Raw genomic sequence first — 17,358 nt, 5'->3', positions numbered from 1 at the left:
AATGTATTCAAAATTTACTAAGTTTGTAAGCGTCCTATTAGCTGCTATTCTTATTTTCAGTGTTTTACCAATCTCACAAATTAAAGCTGAGGCTAGTGACGAAACAGACAATATTAATGCACCTATTGATGAGACAAAATTAGAAGATGCACTTAATGAAGAATTAGCAGATCAAAATATTAGCGTTAATGAAGTGGACTTTTCCAATGAGGATGATATAGTTACAATTGAAACTGAAACTACTGATGAAGAAATAGGATCAGTACAGGCACGATTTGAAATAGAACCTGGAGCAGACAATTTCAGCGTTTTTATCACTGAAGGTAACGTTGAAAAAGAATACAATGTCGAGCTTACTGAATTATCAAGTGATGTTGTTGAAGGTGATTTTACCGATGTAGAAACAGGCGAAACTTATGATCTAGATTCAACTGAAGGACAAGCTTCATTTGTATTTTTAATTCCAGTTGGCATAGTTATGACTGAAGCTGCATTGACTGCTCTTTACGCCACAGGAGCTATGATCATTGTTAGCGGAGCTGCATATGTAGTAGCAAATAAGGCTAAAAAAAGTAAAAAGTATAATCATTTTAAAGCTACTGTAAAAGGCGGGTCTGTATATATAGGTGCCGGAATGTCACGTAGCAAAGCCGTTTCATGGTTTAAGAGTAAACATGATGTATATTCTGTATCCAAAAATCAAGCAAAAGAAGTTGCAGCTGCAGCTAATAGAAGTGGAAAACCATATCATGAAGTTGATCAAAGATACGGTAAAAATAGAAAAGGTCACTATTGGCACTGGCATGCCTACAAGAAGAAACCTACAGACAAACACTCTTTTTACGGTAGCCCTGTAAAATAAAGGAGAAACTATATTGAACTTAGAATCTTTAATGAATAAATATGTCCACAAAAAAGATCAGTTATTTTTCCCTCGTGAACATATAGTCGAGATTTTAAAAAAGAAATTTAAAGCAGAAGTTTTCAACTATAAAGAATTATTAGATCTTCCTACTGGCGATACTCTTGATTACGATCGTATTTACATGGCTCTTTCTATAACAGATAGCAAGGTCCTTGCCAACATTTTCAATGATAGTGAAATAGAAGCACACAGAGAAGAGATAATAGACAATAGAGAAAACCCATTAAATTTTAAACGAATCAAAAAGAATAAAGAAGAAACTTACAATCATATTTTATTGGATGAGCAGGAAGGTCGCAGAATAGATATTGTTTTAGAAAGTGATGGAGAGATTGTTACTGAATTCGAGGTAAGGGAACAAGCGCTCTACATTAATAAGTACTTAAATGCCCTTATTGTAGGAGCATTATTATCTAAAGGAGCATCAGATATTAAGGAAGATTTAGATGATGAGGATTTTACATTCTACCTTGAAAACCTATATGAATTTGGTTTTATCTAATGATTAAAGGCAGCCTCCCAGGAGCTGCCTTTTTATAATAGTCCAGCAGCTGTAGCAACTCTTAACAATTTAGTACCTAGTTTGTCTGTTATTTATTCTATATTTATATATTAATCCTTTGTATATTCTGTTATGGTTTCCATGTATTTCTTAGGGGGGCAATAGTATGGCTCAAAGCACCAAACTTTGGCAGAGCATTGAAACAGAAAATTATTTTCCAGAATTAAAAGTTTCTGCTTCAGACTTAAAAAAATATGAAGACCAAAGAGGCATCCTACTTCCTTCTCTATATAAATCACATCTAATCGAAAAGAATGGCGGCAGGCCTGTATTAAATTCGTTACCTACTGATGTTCCTACAACATGGGCTTATGATTACGCAAACGTTTATCTCATCTTTGGCCTTAGAGATGAGGAAGGGATTCTGGATACCGATTATCTTGTTAAAGAATGGGAGTTCCCTGCAAAGAAAATTGTTATTTTCGCCATGAGTGAAGATACTGCCTTCTACTACTTTGATTATTCGAGTAAGAATGAGAATCCATCTGTAAAGATATTCGAACCAGAAGGCAATCTTAAAGGACATCTGGTAGCAGATAACTACGAGGAGTTCATAGCAAATCTCTATCAAGAAGATAGTTATGATTTCTCAGATGAAACAGATGCTGCAAACTTAGAAGAGCAACAAAAATGGTCAGATACAAAGATATTTGACAAGTATATTGAAGAGGATAACTTAGAAGAGTTATTACATGGAATTATCTTTTACAGCACCTCAGACGATTATGATTGGGTTACCGAGAAAATAATAGACCTCAGTAAAAGTAACCATTCTGACATTCGTATTAGAGCCGCTGAATTACTATTAGACATCGTCGAATACAGCTCCGAAGAAGTCGATTCAAAACTTCTTATGAAAGCAATTGTAATTTACGATCGTGATAATGATCCTGATGTTAAGTCTTATATGGAAGATATTAAAGAAAATATGCAATAGCATATTTTCTTTTTTTACATCTATGGTAATATCATCTAATGTCGGCAGCTAAAAAAATTATGAGGTGTATGATGAAGTCAAAGTTTAATAAGCTCTTTTCTCTATTTATCAATAGTTTTATTTCTAGGATTTATAGGTCCTACTTATGCTCAATCCAGCGAGAGCAATGTAGGTACAAAATCAGTTGGAACACCGGTCATTATTGTAATTGGCGATTCAGATGATGAATTTACACTAGAGCAACCTGAAGAGGAACTTACTGAAGATGAAATAAGTGATGAAGATTTTCAGAATGGTAGATTCTTGAAAGATGATAATTCCTCTCTTGAAGGTCAAGAAATTTATCCTGTTGAAAGCGATAGAGTAACAGCTTCATGGGCTTTCTTAATCCCTCCTGCAATTGCTATTGTTAGTAAAGTAGGCGGCAAGCTTTTTGGTGAATTTATTTCGGAACAAGAAGGTTTGCAAAATGTTTGCAACTGCTTTTAGACAAAAAAATAGCAAGGGTGGCAAACTGCCAGAACCCTTGCTATTACTGTATTTATTAGCGCGCTCGGAGGGATTCGAACCCCCGGCAGACGTGGTACCGGAAACCACCGCTCTATCCGACTGAGCTACGAGCGCATATGTAATTAATGTGACAACGATTATTATACGTTAAACTGCAGGTATAAGCAAGTTCTTTTTAAATAGAAAGAGGCTGGGACAAAAGTGTTTAAACCAGATGAAAACCCGAACTATATTACAAGTCTTCACACGAAGATTTGTATAAGTTCGGGTTTTTCATTTGTACAATTAATTAGCGTAGGCAGAACACGTAGACTCCTCGAAAATACCAACCAATTTTCTTCGTGCAAAGTGAAGCTGTCGAAGCTTTCCTTGTCCTACGGGAACAGCGCGAGCTGAAGACCCCGCAGTGGCGGTTTCTCCACGAGGAGGCTGAGGCCGTGCCCGTGGAAAGCGGAGTGTTCTGCCGAAGCGATGCTCAGGAATATTATTCATTTTTTTGCATTTATGCTTTAGCTATATTCTAGCTTCTGCTTATTTTGGATACATAAAGTCTGGTGCTGGATTTAGCTCTTGTTTTTCACCATGGGCTGTTGGAGCTTCTTCGTAGTTGAATTGACCACCATCAGGAGCTGTACCGGTTGCCCAGCTGCCTTCTTTGGACTCTTCACCTTCTGAGAAGTTGATCAGGCTATGAGAGAAGTTGTCTGCTTCGAGTTCTTTCGGGAAGGAGCCAGGTACGATGATACCGTTCTTCTCTTCCAGTTCACGAGCAGCAGCAATCCATTGGTTTTGGTGCATGGAGTCACGAGCCAGAAGGAAGGATAGCATGTCGCGAACACCTTTGTCTTCTGTCATTTCATATAGACGTGCAACTTGCAAACGACCTTGAGACTCTGCATTGATATTCGCGCGCATGTCTGCGAGCATGTTGCCGCTTGCGATGATATACCCTGCATTCCATGGCACACCGTTGCTATCTGTCGGACGAGGCCCTAGGCCGGCAACAATCGCATGCTGTGGGTTCATACCACCTAAAATGGCACCGATAACAGGATTTTTCGCAGCTTCTTCTTGTTCATTTACTGGTGCACCTTCAAGAAGACGAGCAATCATTGTTGCAATCATTTCAACGTGACCAATTTCCTCAGTTGCTGTATCCATGATCAAATCTTTATATTTTTCTTCACCACGAGCACTCCAACCTTGGAAGAGATACTGAAGGGCAACGCTAATTTCGCCATACTGACCTCCAAGGATTTCCTGCATTTGTTTTGCAAACAATGCATCTGGCTTGTCTGGTTTCGCTGGGTACTGAAGTACTTTCTGATGATGGAACATGTTGTTACCTCCTAGGGTTTAGTTGGTTTCAGTTGTTTACATTCCACCTTGGTAAATTTTCTAAACTATTTCCTAATGATGTAATTTAAATGAAAAATAAACCAGCTTGCAGGAGTTTATCTATTGAAAGTCAAACTTAACGAGAGACTCTATTTCTAGCGTTTATTTGCCTTCTAACTAGGGAAGCATGGAATAGGCGAAAGAAAGTAAGTATTTTGTTTGACCTTTATTGACCTTTTAGGTAATATAAGGTTAGTCATTACTTAGAATAATGAGCTCATATCCAAAGGAGGATCTACCATGAATCTAATTCCTACAGTTATTGAACAGACAAACAGAGGAGAACGTGCTTACGATATCTACTCCCGTTTGCTTAAAGACCGGATCATCATGCTTGGCAGCGCAATCGATGATAATGTTGCCAACAGCATTGTTTCCCAGCTGTTATTCCTAGCAGCAGAGGATCCAGAAAAAGATATTTCCCTATACATCAACTCACCAGGCGGATCTATTACAGCAGGTATGGCTATCTATGATACAATGCAGTTCATCCAGCCTAAAGTATCTACTATCTGCATCGGTATGGCTGCATCCATGGGTGCATTCCTATTGACTGCCGGTGAAAAAGGCATGCGTTATGCACTTCCAAACAGTGAAGTTATGATTCACCAGCCGCTAGGTGGTACACAAGGACAAGCAAGTGATATCGAAATACATGCTCGTCGTATCATCGAAATGAGAAAGAAATTAAACGAAATCATGGCAGAACGCAGTGGACAGCCGCTTGAAGTAATCGAGCGCGACACAGACCGTGATAACTTCCTTACAGCTGAACAAGCAGTAAACTACGGCTTGATCGACAAAGTAATGGAGAAAAAACCTGTTTAAGACATAAGAAAAAGCCATCCAGCAATTTATGCTGGATGGCTTTTTTCATTCATGGATAACAAGTGTGTCAGCGAACATATCGTGCAAGCCTTGCTTCCTTGGTGTGAAAGCTACTACTGCATAAAGGAAAAACAGAAATAGCAGACGATGAATAAAACGACCGACTACTTCCCGGATAAGTGTATCAGACCAGGACAGCCGCTCACCGTCCTTCCGAATAACTCGAAGGCCAAATATCATTTTGCCTAGTGTCTGTCCGCGCCATTTGGTCATGAACAGGAAATAAGCAAAGAATATTACTCCGCCAAGCAAACCGCTGACACTCCAAAGCCAAAGCGTAGCTTCACGAAATGAATCGATCATAGTGAATGGTTTGACGATCAAACCCGTCAAACTGAATACAACTATAAGGTCCACAATATAAGCCCAAAATCGCATCCAAAAGCCTGCATATCGCTGTTCACCTGTTAGTGGAGATAAAGGAATCTCTTCTTGTCGGTGATTCTTTATCTCCTTATCAGCAACTCGATTTTCTTGATACGTATTTTCATAGGCATCCGATGTATTATCTGACGCTGTATGTTCGTCAGTTTCCGTTGTTTCAGGTATCTCTGTTCTGGAATAATCCTGATCGGATGACGTCAGTTCTTCTGGATGCTCACGTTTCTCTTTATCCATAATCTAACGCCTCCTATTCCGTATATAGATACATTGCTTCAGGTGAGTTCGATTTGCCCATCAGCTGCTTGATACCGAGCAAATCAGAATCGGAAACAAACAGACCTTCAGCTGCTGTTGCCCAGAAGGAGCCCATACCAAAGCCATCTCCTGTATATTCGAATACTTCCGCATTTTCAAGTCCTTGCTCTTCTTTCATCATAGCGATAGTATCTTCAAGATCTCCAAGATCATCGACCAGACCATTTTCCATTGCTTGTTTACCGGAATACACACGTCCATCTCCAAGTTCACGTACTTGATCTTCCGGCATACCGCGTCCGTCTACAATGACTTGGACGAAGTCAGCATACATATCATCAATGATGGATTGCAGGATATCCCGCTCTTCGTCCGTCATTTCTCTTGCTCCAGACATGATGTCTTTATGCTCAGCGCTCTTGATAACTTCCTCTTTGATACCGATTTTATCTGCAAGCTCTGCGTAATTGAGTGTAGACATGATAACGCCGATTGATCCTGTCAGTGTAGCTGGGTGAGCGACGATTTTATTTGCACTTGCCGCTAAATAATAGCCGCCAGATGCCGCTGTATTCCCCATCGATACATACACAGGCTTTCCGTATTCCTCTTGTACTTCTACTACTTTATCGTGAATTTCAGCACTTTCGACGACACCGCCTCCAGGACTGTTCACTTCGATGATGACACCGCCGACTGTGTCATCCATACCCGCCTGTTCCAATTGCTCTAAAAAGGCTGTATGGTTATATGTAGCGCTTCCCAATAGAGAAGATTCTTCTCCAGTATCTTGAATTGTGCCGTCTACTTTCAGCACCGCTATCCGATTTGTCATATCTCCGTCTTCAACAATTTCTTCACTCATAAAAGTGCTTCCTGTTGCTGAATCAATCGCTTCTGTGAAGTTGCTATTAATCACAGCGAACAAGGTTTGGAAACCGACCGATGCGGCGAGCAGCCCAGCTGCGATTCCGATTGCGATCCATCGTTTTGCGTTCAAAATATAAACTCCTTTCCATCTTATAAAAATCTTACAATACATAGCCTACACTAGGATAGCTTCAGTTACCACATATTAGCAAAAAAAAAGCCCTGAATAATTCAGGACTTTTCTGTGGGAAAATCAGCTAGCTGCCGATGGCGTGGTAATGAAGGCGGTGAGCTCCTCCATTGCTTCCACCTCATCTGAACCGTCGATTTTCAAGGTGATCAATTCTTCTTGGGCTATAGCCAGGCTCATCAAACCCATAATACTTTTTGCGTTTACCGATTTGTTCCCTTTTTCTACAAACACAGAGGCATTGAAACGATTGGCTTGCTGGACGAAGCTTGCTGCGGGTCTGGCTTGCAAACCAGTATCCAGGGTGACACGCAAGGTTTTTTGGATCACATGTGATTCCTCCCATCTTCCAAGTAAGCGCTATCAAAACATTGAAAAAGAAAACACCCATTTGAGTGTCTTCTAAGTATACCACATGCTATATCCGCTTTATACCTGCTTATGCTTTTTTTACTGATGTCCCATTACGAAGTCTGTCAGCGAATTCATCTATTTTACGCAGGCGGTGATTAATACCGGATTTACTGATCTTTCCGGTGGAAACCAGTTCACCTAATTCCTTCAGTGAAACATCTTGATGCTGGACACGAAGCTCAGCGATTTCCTGCAGTTTATCCGGTAATGCGCCAATACCAACTGTATTTTTGATGAAATTGATATTCTCGACTTGGCGGAAAGCTGCGCCAATCGTCTTGTTGAGATTCGCTGTTTCGCAGTTAACAAGCCTGTTAACAGAGTTGCGCATATCTCGTACAATACGCACATCTTCAAACTTAAACAAAGCGCTGTGAGCACCTACGATATTGAGAAATTCCGTGATTTTCTCCGCTTCTTTTAAGTAAGTAATAAAGCCCTTACGACGCTCCGTACTGCGGGCATGCAAATCGAATGTATTCATCAGCTCGCAAAGCGCATCACTATGTTCTTTGTGTGTGTTGAATATCTCTAAATGGTAGGAAGATGTTTCCGGATTATTTACTGAACCTCCTGCAAGAAAAGCACCACGCAAATACGCCCTGCGCTTCTCAGCAGTATCAGTGAAGGATGTGCTAATTGTGCGGACAAAAGTGAATTTGTCTTCCAGAATTTCAAGATTGCGCAGCAGGTCATCCACTTGTTTATTTAATCGTACGATATAGACATTATTTTTCTTCAGCTTCATCTTTTTACGAACGAGCAGTTCGATTGGATGCTGATAGATTGCCTTCAGTAGCGTATAAATACGCCTTGCGATGGCCGCATTCTCTGTCTGGACATCCAGCATATATTCCTGTCTCGAATAGGAGACAGAGCCGTTCATCCGGATCAAAGCTGCAAGCTCACTTTTTACGTCCGTCATTTCGATTGGAATGGTCGTCAATTCCTTCTTTATTTCTGATGCAAAGCTCACGAAGCTCTCCCCCTTTCTCGTGCCTCGCTTTTACAGCATTGCGTAAAGCAGCTTAGCAATTTTATGTGTATCATGCCGGAGCTTGCGCTGATCATGATCGATAATATCCGCTTCGACCACTTCAAGTCCCAAAGACTTTAAGCGGCTGATATCATAAACGACTGGTTCAGCATGCTCTTCTGCATAATTTTCACGAATGTCTTGCTCAATTTGACTATTGTTGACGACGATCGTCGAGACAATATCAGCTCCAATATGATCATGTATAGCTTGAATATGATCTCCTGCTGTATAGCCCGTCGTTTCGCCGTATTGCGTCATCACATTACATACGTAGACAACCTTGCCTGGTGCGTCTCTTAAGGCATTCTCAATCTCCGGAACAATCAGATTCGGCATAACACTCGTGTAGAGACTTCCTGGACTGATAACGATTAAATCAGCTTGCTTGATTGCTTCAATGGCATCCGGCAATGGCTTGACCGGCAGCGGACTGACAAATACTCGTTTAATCTGTTTATTTGCAAGAGGAATATTAGATTCCCCTGTCACAATCTCACCGTCTGTCATCTCTGCATGCAGTACGACGTTCTGATTGGCAATCGGATAGATATTGCCCTTTACTTTAAGTACGCGTGATATTTCTTTGATACCATTATAAAAATCTCCGGAAATAGAGGTCATCGCTGCCAGCAGCAGATTTCCCATCGAATGACCTGACAATCCATTTCCATCCTTAAATCGATGCTGGAACAAGTCAATCAGCATCGGTTCTGCATCGGCCAATGCAGCAATGACATTCCGGATATCCCCTGGTGCCGGCATTGCCAGCTCGGTACGCAGTTTACCTGAGCTGCCGCCATCATCGGCTACCGTGACAATTGCAGAAAGATCGACAGGAAGCTGTTTTAGTCCTCGCAGCAGAACAGGCATGCCTGTTCCGCCCCCAATGGCAACTATTTTCTTCCTTGTCATCAGTGGCTTTTCCTTTCTACATCACGATGCGTCACATGCGTCGCATAGTTATCACTGTATCGTTTAGCCAAATACTCTGCGATGGCTACTGAACGATGCTGTCCGCCTGTACAGCCGATAGCTATAATAAGCTGACTTTTACCTTCCTTCTTGTATTGAGGCAGCATGAAAGTAAGCATATCCTCAAGCTTCTGTAAGAAAGTATGCGTATCAGACCACTTGAATACATATGAGGAAACAGGTTCATCCAAGCCCGTCTGCGGTCTAAGATTCTCCACGTAGAAAGGATTTGGAAGGAAACGGACATCAAAGACGAGATCCGCATCAATTGGAAGCCCGTATTTAAAACCAAAACTCAGCATCTGCACCGTGAACTCTTCATAATTGGTATCCTTGAAGCGTCTCATAATCTTCTCGCGGAGCTGCTTTGGCTTCAAAGTCGATGTATCCACGATGAATTGTGCTCTGCCACGCATTTGATCAAGCAATGCACGTTCCTGTTGGATACCTTCAAGCGGAAGACCTTCCGGCGCAAGCGGATGCGTCCTGCGCGTTTCTTTATATCTGGTTACGAGCACTTCATCCTTTGAATCGAGGAATAATACTTGCGGTTCCAACCAATTCTCCTGTGTCAGCTTGTCCAATGCTTCAAATAAAGAATCGAAGAATTCCCTGCCTCGTAAATCCATGACAAGCGCTACCTTTTTAATATCATTAGCAGCATCTCGCATCAAATCAAGAAATGTTGGCAATAGTGCTGGAGGCAAGTTATCCACACAATAGTAACCCAGGTCCTCGAAGCTTTGAACGGCAACAGTTTTTCCTGCTCCGGACATGCCTGTAATGATGACGAGCTTGGTTTCATTTAACTGTTTCTCCATACGTATCCCCCGTTTTATTCTGGTGTCGTAGGATCCAGCTTTGATTGCAGCAGCTGGCGATCCTCCGTGTAGACGAATGTGCCGAACAATGGCTCATCTGTGTTGAACATATGGGCGAATATATCACGATCTCCCTCAGCCATCGGCAAATCCTTGATTTTCTTTTTATCTATCCATTCCAGCTTACCTTCCTGGCTTTCTTCAAGCAGATTACCAGTATATTCCTCAGCGAAGAAGGTGAACATCATCCATTCATGTACAACTTTTTCGCCTTTCTTTATAACAAAAGTAAACGTACCGCGAAGCTCGGGTTCATGTATAGTCAATCCTGTTTCTTCCCAAAACTCCCGGACAGCTGTTTCTTTGACGGACTCGCCCAGCTCCATCTTTCCGCCAGGTGCTGAGTACCATCCTTTACTCGGTTTCTTCAATAAGAGAACTTTGTCATCAACTGCCAAAATGCAGTTTGCAACACGTTGCATGCTTCCACCTCTTTCTCTGTGTAAGTGGACATGTTGGTTCGTTATACACATCACTCTATATTATACTATTTCTGTTTATCTTCAAACAGTATTATGTTTCCTAAGTCTTTACCAAAAATCGCCGATAATCCCTAAAAGAACAAAAAAAAATGCATAGGTGCCGAGACACCTATGCCAATAACTAATTTATCTATTAAAAGGGGGTCAATTAGTTAAAACCAGTATAGCAAATGATTATGTCGCCCATGTTACAGCAGCATTAAGAATCATTTACAAGGAATGGCCGAGCCTATTACTTGCCGATTGCGTTCAGCTCTTCTTTTAGAGTTTCTACATAACCTTGAGCAGCTTGAGCAGCAATACTGCCGTCTCCTGTTGCTGTCACGATTTGTCGAAGCTCTTTATCACGAATATCTCCAGCTGCGAAAACGCCAGGTACAGCTGTTTCCATACGTTCATTCGTATGAATATAGCCAAGATCATTTGTGATACCAAGAGATTGGAATGGTTCGCTCAATGGTACCATTCCGACATAGATGAACACACCATCAGCAGATTTTTCATATTTTTCTCCAGTGCGCTGATTCAAAAGCGTTACGCTGGATACTTTATTGTTTTCGCCATTGATTTCCTCAACAGTTGTATCCCAAATGAACTCAACTTTTTCATTTGCCATAGCACGCTGCTGCAAAATTGGCTGTGCACGTAATTTGTCACGCCGGTGTACGATTGTAACTTTCTCAGCAAAACGAGTCAGGTAAACACCTTCCTCGACAGCAGAGTCTCCTCCGCCCACTACGATTAACTCACGGTTTTTAAAGAAAGCTCCATCACAAACAGCACAGTAAGAAACACCGCGTCCGCTCAATTCATCTTCGCCCGGTACACCAAGCTTTTTCCACTTCGCACCTGTCGTGATAATAAGAGAGCGTGTTTTATACTCTTTGTTTCCTACAACCACTGTTTTATATTCCTTGCCGTCCTTCACTTCCTTAATATCTCCGTAAGCATATTCTGCACCGAATTTCTTCGCATGCTCAAACATCTTATTGGAAAGATCAGGTCCTAGGATGGAATCATAACCAGGGTAGTTCTCTACATCTTCTGTATTCGCCATCTGACCGCCCGGAATACCTCTTTCCAGCATAAGCGTATCAAGATTCGCACGTGAAGTGTAGACTGCTGCTGTCATACCAGCTGGTCCCGCACCTGCAATGATTACGTCATAAATTCTTTCTTCAGTCATATAAATTAACCCCTTTCCTCTTTATCAGTCGTTTTATCTACTCGTTAGCATATAAGATTCTGTGCGTAACGTCCATCTTTCTGCCTATAGCTTTAAGACAGCCAATAAAAGTCTTCTTTTGTCAGATGGCTGAATCTGCGGCTGCCTTCCTGCCATAGCTTTTCAGCATATGCTCCGTTGCCAGCTTTCTTCGCGGCCAAGCTGAACCACTTATAATAGGAAGCATGTCCTTTCACACGTCTTTTATCCAGGTGAAGGAAGCGTTCGACAGCGTCTTCATAGTGCCCTGTCATAGAAAAAGTGCACGCAATACGTAAATGCTGCTCTTCATGGATAGGAAAAATATTGCGAAGTAAGCGCAAATGTTCATCTCTTTGGTCGAATTGATTCATTTCATGGTAAAACATAGCAAGATTCACATGTGTGTAGACAGAGACTTGCTCACTCAACAGGTGCTCTTCTTCCATTCGCACTGCTTCCTTTTGATTACCAGAAAAGAAAAGTGCTTTGGCAAATTCATGCTTCGCCAGCATATGTTCCGGAAACATGCTCATCATTTCTTCCAGAATCGGCAAAGCAAACTGCCATTCTTCCCGCTCTAAATAATAAAATGCCGATTCCTGGAACATGATGAGCTCATCTTCTTCCTCTGTTGTCCATAGCTCATCGTCCTCTTCCTCAGCTTCCACATACGTCAATAGTTCCTCAGCTTGCTCCCGAAAGTCTCCCTCCGGATCCATTTCCAAGTACAAGTTAGCGTACTTTTCTGCGTCGTGCATATATCCAAGCTTAGAATAATTATGGGCAAGCAAATAAAAGCATTCCGCGTAATCGTCTCCATGCTCTTTAATGATGTCATCTAGTATATAGATCGCTTTATGGAACGATCCCATTTCCGTAAAAATAACCGACTTCTGGCAGTGATAAATCACTTCCGTCGGTTCCATTTCGATTGCTTTATTAAGCCATTTCATAGCTTTGTCCAGCTTACCGTTCCGATAGGCTTCTACGCCCTTTTTATAATAGAAATCTCCTTCAGGAATGAAGGGGATGATATTTGACGGTCCTGCCTGCTGCTCTGCTGGTTCCAGCGTTTGCATGTGTTTCCTCCTACTGCTTTTAGATATCCCAAGAAGTATACCATATTTCCACATCTGCTCCTACACTTGAAGAAAAAAAGACTGCTCCCCCTAAGGGAAACAGTCTATTCTTGATGAGAAAGATTACACAGTTTGCAAGTCGTCTTCTTTAACCGGTACAACTGCTTCTTTCGCCAATACATCTAGCTCGCGAGTGTACTCAGCTTTTTGCTCTGCAGAGTAGCCTAACGTTTCAGCCAAGTAATCGATAACAGCATCTTTGTTTGTATGAACAAAGTTGATGTTGAATAGCAAAGCACCTGTGCGTCGAACAAAGAAGTCGACTGGTTTGAATGCTAGCTCTTCTTCGATTGCATAACGAAGCTGTGCGAATACAAGCGGATCGATGTTAGCAGCTTTTGCTTCATCTTTCAGTGTTTCGAAGCGTTCGAATACTTTATCTACGTTCGCTCCGTAACGGCTTACCATCTTAAGTGCATCTTCAGCAGAAAGACCGATAGCTTTTCCTTCATCCACTTTACGCTCTTTAAAACGTTCAAAGCCTTTGGATCCGCCAACTTCTCCTCCGGAAATTGGAAGATGCTTCGTATCAGCTTGGGAATAAAGAATGCCTTCTTCTTTCTTGAACTGATCAGCAACAATGTTTACTGCTTCAATTGCCATTTTACGGTAACCAGTTAACTTACCGCCAGCCATAGAGATCAAACCACTGTCAGAAACGAAGATCTCATCCTTACGAGAAATCTCACCAGGTTTTTTGTTTTCTTCCTGGATAAGCGGACGAAGACCTGCCCAGCTGGATTCTACGTCATCTTTTGTGATTTCAACTGTCGGGAACATATAGTTAACGGAATCAATGATATAATCACGATCTTCAACAGTCATTACAGGGTGCTTGATATCACCTTTGTATGTTGTATCTGTTGTACCAACATATGTCTTACCTTCACGCGGTATTGCGAATACCATCCGGCCATCTGGAGTATCGAAGTATACTGCTTGACGCAATGGGAAACGCTCGCCATCAAATACTAAGTGAACACCTTTTGTAAGATGCAACGTTTTACCTTTTTTAGAACCATCTTTTTCACGTAGTGTATCAACCCAAGGACCGCCGGCATTTACAATTTTCTTCGCGAAGATACGATGCTTTTCACCAGTTGTAAGGTCTTCTGTTACGACACCAGTCACTTTACCACCAGCATCATAAATGAACTCAGTTACTTTCGTGTAGTTAATCGCATGAACGCCTTTTTCCACAGCTTTTTTCAAAACTTCAAGAGTCAGACGCGCATCATCTGTTTTGTACTCAACATAACGACCGCCGCCAAGAAGGTTTTCTGATTTAACTAGTGGTTCTCTTTCCAATACTTCATCACGTTTAAGCATTGTGCGACGTTCTGCTTTTTTAACGCCTGCAAGATAGTCATACACACGCAAACCAATGTTTGTCATGAATGGACCCATTGTTCCGCCTTTGTGGAAAGGAAGCAGCATCCATTCTGGTGTAGTTACGTGAGGACCATTTTCATAAACGATTTCACGTTCCTTACCAACTTCAGCAACCATTTTCACTTCAAATTGTTTCAAGTAGCGCAAACCACCGTGAACCAATTTTGTTGAACGAGAAGAAGTTCCCGCTGCGAAGTCCTGCATTTCAACAAGACCTACGTTCATTCCGCGCATTCTTGCATCAAGAGAGATACCTGAACCAGTGATCCCCCCACCGATTACAAGAACATCTAGAGGTTTATCAGTTAAATTTGCATAAATTTCATTACGTTTTTTACTAGAGAAAACAGTCATGCATGAACACTCCTTTTTAGATTCAGCGCTCCCATTATTTCTATACCCCAATAGTGTAGAAGTCATGTATAGAAAGCAAAAAGAGACCGCAAATAATCCATACTATGTATAGATATTTACGGTCTCTCCAAAGTCTCGGGCCGAATCATTAACTTGTGAATTCAGTATAACATGCTCAGTCCGATTTGAAAAGTTATATTACTTGAAAGTACGTGTCGCTTCCACAGCTTTTTTCCAGCCTGCGTAGAGCTGATCTTTTTCTTCTTTGGAGCGATTCGGTTTGAACGTGCGATCGATCTGCCATTTGTTGGCGATCTCATCGCGGCTTTCCCAGTAGCCGACAGCCAAACCAGCCAAGTAGGCAGCACCTAAGGCTGTTGTTTCCTGAATGACTGGACGTTCTACATCTACATCAAGCATATCGCTTTGGAACTGCATAAGGAAATCGTTTTTCACGACACCACCATCAACACGAAGCTGTTTCACATCGATACCGGAATCCTCGATCATCGCGTCAACAACATCCTTGGATTGGAATGCAAGAGATTCCAATGTTGCACGTGTGATATGCGCACCAGTTGTTCCGCGTGTGATACCAAACATAGCACCGCGTGCATCACTATCCCAATATGGTGTACCAAGACCAACGAAGGCAGGCACTACATAAACACCGCCATTATCGGTAACACTAGTAGCTAGACGCTCACTATCTGGAGAAGACTCGATGATTTTCAAGCCATCACGCAGCCATTGAACTGCAGAACCTGCTACGAAGATACTTCCTTCTAGCGCGTATTCTACTTTTCCATCAAGGCCCCAAGCAATTGTAGTCAATAGCCCATGATCAGATTTTACAGCTTCTTCACCAGTATGCATAAGGACGAAGCAGCCTGTGCCGTATGTGTTTTTAACCATACCTGGCTCATAGCAAGCTTGACCAAATAAAGCAGCGTGCTGGTCACCAGCGATACCAGCGATTGGTACCTCTTCACCGAAGAAGTGATAATCGATTGTGTTAGCATACACTTCAGAAGAAGGTTTTACTTCTGGAAGCATTGATTTAGGTACTTCAAGGATATCTAATAACTCATCATCCCATTTAAGTTCGTGGATGTTGTACATCAATGTACGAGCAGCATTGGAATAGTCAGTAACATGCGTTTTACCGCCGGAAAGCTTGTAAACAAGCCAAGTATCGATTGTACCGAACAGCAAGTCACCATTCTCTGCTTTTTCACGTGCGCCTTCTACATTATCCAGGATCCATTTCACTTTCGTACCGGAGAAATAAGCATCCAACAATAGACCCGTTTTTTCACGGAATAGATCGTTGTGACCTTTTTCGATCAATTCATTTACGATGTCAGCTGTTTGACGGGATTGCCAAACAATCGCTTTATGAATCGGACGGCCAGTGTTCTTATCCCATACGACTGTTGTTTCACGTTGGTTCGTAATACCGATACCCGCAACTTGTTTCGCGTCGATATCCGCTTTACGAAGTACTTCTGCCATACATGCAGAAATTGATGTCCAAATTTCGTTCGCATCATGCTCAACCCAGCCGGATTGCGGGAAGAATTGCTCGAACTCCATTTGTGCTGTTTCCACAATGTCCCCATTGTGGTTGAAAAGAATCGCGCGTGAGCTTGTTGTACCTTGGTCAAGTGCCATGATAAATTTTTCCATTACTTAATCCCCCTTGTTTTTGCACCATTAGTCGCTGCTGCTTCTGCATTAGCTTTCGCAAGTTCCCCTCGGACTGCAACGATAATGATAGCTAAGATGACAGCAGATAAAATCCAGAAACCTACTTGCAAGTCTTCCTTGAAAAATCCGATATAGAAATATGCACCGTATGCACCACCAAGCAATGGACCTACGACTGGAACCCAAGCGTACTTCCAGTTAGAAGAACCTTTGCCCGGAATCGGCAGCAATGCATGCGCGATACGCGGACCTAAGTCACGGGCAGGGTTGATAGCATATCCAGTAGGACCACCAAGCGCCATACCAATAACTACGATGAGTAAACCTGTCAATAATGGATTAAATCCTTCTGCTAAAGAGTTGCCTCCAATGAATAGAATACCAAGCATTAGGATGAAAGTGCCAATGATTTCTGTCAACATGTTCGAAATAGGACTATCAATTGCCGGATCTGTAGCAAAAACAGATAGCTTTGCCATCGGGTCTGACGTTTTCGCCCAATGCGGTAAATATACTAAGAATACGAGTACAGCACCTAGAAATGCACCAACCATTTCACCTGCGAGATATGTCGGTACGACATTCCATTCAATAGCTCCGTTAATCGCTAAACCAAGTGTTACTGCTGGGTTTAAATGTGCTCCCGAGAAGCCGCCTACTGCATAAGCACCCATTGCTACTGCAAGACCCCATGCGATAGTAATTACAACCCAACCTGAGCCTTCTCCTTTGGACTTGCTCAAGTTACTTACTGCTACTACTCCTCCCCCGAAGAGTATTAGTACCATTGTGCCGATTGTTTCAGCTGCAAAGATGCTCATTGTGATTGTCCCCTTTATTGATAAATTT

Annotated in this window: 18 protein-coding genes and 1 tRNA gene; 5 read left to right on the top strand and 14 right to left on the bottom strand. The window is 41.9% G+C overall.

What is annotated here, in order from left to right; genetic code table 11:
• Position 1: 1 nt before the first annotated feature.
• From GZ22_RS16060 to GZ22_RS16045, 4 genes are all read left to right on the top strand, one after another.
• Positions 2–862 (top strand): SAR2788 family putative toxin, encoded by an 861-nt coding sequence (locus GZ22_RS16060; protein ID WP_038564667.1) that lies wholly within the window; start codon positions 2–4, stop codon positions 860–862.
• 13 nt (positions 863–875) lie between these two features.
• Positions 876–1,427 carry a hypothetical protein gene (locus GZ22_RS16055; protein ID WP_245609685.1) on the top strand — a complete coding sequence of 184 codons (552 nt, stop codon included), beginning with the start codon at positions 876–878 and terminating at the stop codon, positions 1,425–1,427.
• Between the two features lie 166 nt (positions 1,428–1,593).
• Complete coding sequence (locus GZ22_RS16050) at positions 1,594–2,424, top strand: SMI1/KNR4 family protein (RefSeq protein WP_038564655.1); 831 nt, start codon at positions 1,594–1,596, stop codon at positions 2,422–2,424.
• A gap of 303 nt (positions 2,425–2,727) precedes the next feature.
• Entirely contained in the window at positions 2,728–2,913 is a 186-nt protein-coding gene (locus GZ22_RS16045; protein WP_038564652.1) for a hypothetical protein, read from the top strand.
• A gap of 59 nt (positions 2,914–2,972) precedes the next feature.
• On the opposite strand, the gene GZ22_RS16040 is transcribed toward GZ22_RS16045, so the two are convergent.
• Together GZ22_RS16040 and GZ22_RS16035 are read right to left on the bottom strand one after the other, a co-directional pair.
• A tRNA-Arg gene (locus GZ22_RS16040) sits at positions 2,973–3,048 on the bottom strand.
• A gap of 417 nt (positions 3,049–3,465) precedes the next feature.
• Complete coding sequence (locus GZ22_RS16035) at positions 3,466–4,272, bottom strand: manganese catalase (RefSeq protein ID WP_038564647.1); 807 nt, start codon at positions 4,270–4,272, stop codon at positions 3,466–3,468.
• A gap of 300 nt (positions 4,273–4,572) precedes the next feature.
• Between GZ22_RS16035 and clpP the strand changes: the two genes are divergently transcribed.
• Complete coding sequence (clpP, locus tag GZ22_RS16030; RefSeq protein ID WP_038564644.1) at positions 4,573–5,160, top strand: ATP-dependent Clp endopeptidase proteolytic subunit ClpP; 588 nt, start codon at positions 4,573–4,575, stop codon at positions 5,158–5,160.
• Positions 5,161–5,205: 45 nt separating this feature from the next.
• On the opposite strand, the gene GZ22_RS18925 is transcribed toward clpP, so the two are convergent.
• The 12 genes from GZ22_RS18925 to GZ22_RS15970 form a co-directional block, all read right to left on the bottom strand.
• Positions 5,206–5,838 carry an RDD family protein gene (locus tag GZ22_RS18925; protein ID WP_245609684.1) on the bottom strand — a complete coding sequence of 211 codons (633 nt, stop codon included), beginning with the start codon at positions 5,836–5,838 and terminating at the stop codon, positions 5,206–5,208.
• Between the two features lie 13 nt (positions 5,839–5,851).
• A complete protein-coding gene (gene sppA, locus GZ22_RS16020) occupies positions 5,852–6,859 on the bottom strand; it encodes a signal peptide peptidase SppA (RefSeq protein ID WP_038564642.1) in 1,008 nt (335 codons plus the stop codon).
• Between the two features lie 123 nt (positions 6,860–6,982).
• Entirely contained in the window at positions 6,983–7,249 is a 267-nt protein-coding gene (locus GZ22_RS16015) for an HPr family phosphocarrier protein (RefSeq protein WP_038564640.1), read from the bottom strand.
• Positions 7,250–7,358: 109 nt separating this feature from the next.
• Entirely contained in the window at positions 7,359–8,309 is a 951-nt protein-coding gene (gene whiA, locus GZ22_RS16010) for a DNA-binding protein WhiA (RefSeq protein ID WP_038564637.1), read from the bottom strand.
• 30 nt (positions 8,310–8,339) lie between these two features.
• The gene (locus GZ22_RS16005) at positions 8,340–9,284 is read right to left on the bottom strand and encodes a gluconeogenesis factor YvcK family protein (RefSeq protein ID WP_038564634.1); all 945 of its coding nucleotides are present in this window, start codon (positions 9,282–9,284) and stop codon (positions 8,340–8,342) included.
• A complete protein-coding gene (gene rapZ / locus GZ22_RS16000; protein ID WP_038564631.1) occupies positions 9,284–10,165 on the bottom strand; it encodes an RNase adapter RapZ in 882 nt (293 codons plus the stop codon). The genes GZ22_RS16005 and rapZ overlap by 1 nt, the downstream gene beginning before the upstream one ends.
• Positions 10,166–10,179: 14 nt before the next feature.
• Positions 10,180–10,647: an NUDIX hydrolase gene (locus GZ22_RS15995; protein WP_038564626.1), complete on the bottom strand. Its 468-nt coding sequence runs from the start codon at positions 10,645–10,647 to the stop codon at positions 10,180–10,182.
• A gap of 292 nt (positions 10,648–10,939) precedes the next feature.
• Positions 10,940–11,893, bottom strand: coding sequence for a thioredoxin-disulfide reductase (gene trxB / locus GZ22_RS15990; RefSeq protein WP_038564623.1), 954 nt, complete (start codon positions 11,891–11,893; stop codon positions 10,940–10,942).
• Positions 11,894–11,985: 92 nt separating this feature from the next.
• A complete protein-coding gene (locus GZ22_RS15985; protein ID WP_051748384.1) occupies positions 11,986–12,993 on the bottom strand; it encodes a tetratricopeptide repeat protein in 1,008 nt (335 codons plus the stop codon).
• 123 nt (positions 12,994–13,116) lie between these two features.
• Positions 13,117–14,799, bottom strand: a complete 1,683-nt coding sequence (locus GZ22_RS15980) for a glycerol-3-phosphate dehydrogenase/oxidase (RefSeq protein ID WP_038564621.1) — start codon at positions 14,797–14,799, stop codon at positions 13,117–13,119.
• Between the two features lie 198 nt (positions 14,800–14,997).
• Positions 14,998–16,488 carry a glycerol kinase GlpK gene (gene glpK / locus GZ22_RS15975; protein WP_038564620.1) on the bottom strand — a complete coding sequence of 497 codons (1,491 nt, stop codon included), beginning with the start codon at positions 16,486–16,488 and terminating at the stop codon, positions 14,998–15,000.
• Positions 16,488–17,330 carry an MIP/aquaporin family protein gene (locus GZ22_RS15970; protein ID WP_051748382.1) on the bottom strand — a complete coding sequence of 281 codons (843 nt, stop codon included), beginning with the start codon at positions 17,328–17,330 and terminating at the stop codon, positions 16,488–16,490. The genes glpK and GZ22_RS15970 overlap by 1 nt, the downstream gene beginning before the upstream one ends.
• Positions 17,331–17,358: the final 28 nt, after the last annotated feature.

The organism is Terribacillus saccharophilus (assembly GCF_000725365.1).
Taxonomy (GTDB): Bacteria; Bacillota; Bacilli; order Bacillales; family Amphibacillaceae; genus Terribacillus; species Terribacillus saccharophilus.
This window is presented reverse-complemented; position numbering and strand designations above follow the sequence as displayed.

Excerpts from the sequence above, each read along its gene's own strand:
- GZ22_RS15970 (WP_051748382.1), bottom strand. The coding sequence starts at position 17,330 with ATGAGCATCTTTGCAGCTGAAACAATCGGCACAATGGTACTAATACTC.
- trxB (WP_038564623.1), bottom strand. The coding sequence starts at position 11,893 with ATGACTGAAGAAAGAATTTATGACGTAATCATTGCAGGTGCGGGACCA.
- glpK (WP_038564620.1), bottom strand. The coding sequence starts at position 16,488 with ATGGAAAAATTTATCATGGCACTTGACCAAGGTACAACAAGCTCACGC.
- rapZ (WP_038564631.1), bottom strand. The coding sequence starts at position 10,165 with ATGGAGAAACAGTTAAATGAAACCAAGCTCGTCATCATTACAGGCATG.
- GZ22_RS18925 (WP_245609684.1), bottom strand. The coding sequence starts at position 5,838 with ATGGATAAAGAGAAACGTGAGCATCCAGAAGAACTGACGTCATCCGAT.
- GZ22_RS16005 (WP_038564634.1), bottom strand. The coding sequence starts at position 9,284 with ATGACAAGGAAGAAAATAGTTGCCATTGGGGGCGGAACAGGCATGCCT.
- GZ22_RS15995 (WP_038564626.1), bottom strand. The coding sequence starts at position 10,647 with ATGCAACGTGTTGCAAACTGCATTTTGGCAGTTGATGACAAAGTTCTC.
- GZ22_RS16050 (WP_038564655.1), top strand. The coding sequence starts at position 1,594 with ATGGCTCAAAGCACCAAACTTTGGCAGAGCATTGAAACAGAAAATTAT.
- GZ22_RS15985 (WP_051748384.1), bottom strand. The coding sequence starts at position 12,993 with ATGCAAACGCTGGAACCAGCAGAGCAGCAGGCAGGACCGTCAAATATC.
- GZ22_RS16035 (WP_038564647.1), bottom strand. The coding sequence starts at position 4,272 with ATGTTCCATCATCAGAAAGTACTTCAGTACCCAGCGAAACCAGACAAG.
- clpP (WP_038564644.1), top strand. The coding sequence starts at position 4,573 with ATGAATCTAATTCCTACAGTTATTGAACAGACAAACAGAGGAGAACGT.
- GZ22_RS15980 (WP_038564621.1), bottom strand. The coding sequence starts at position 14,799 with ATGACTGTTTTCTCTAGTAAAAAACGTAATGAAATTTATGCAAATTTA.
- GZ22_RS16060 (WP_038564667.1), top strand. The coding sequence starts at position 2 with ATGTATTCAAAATTTACTAAGTTTGTAAGCGTCCTATTAGCTGCTATT.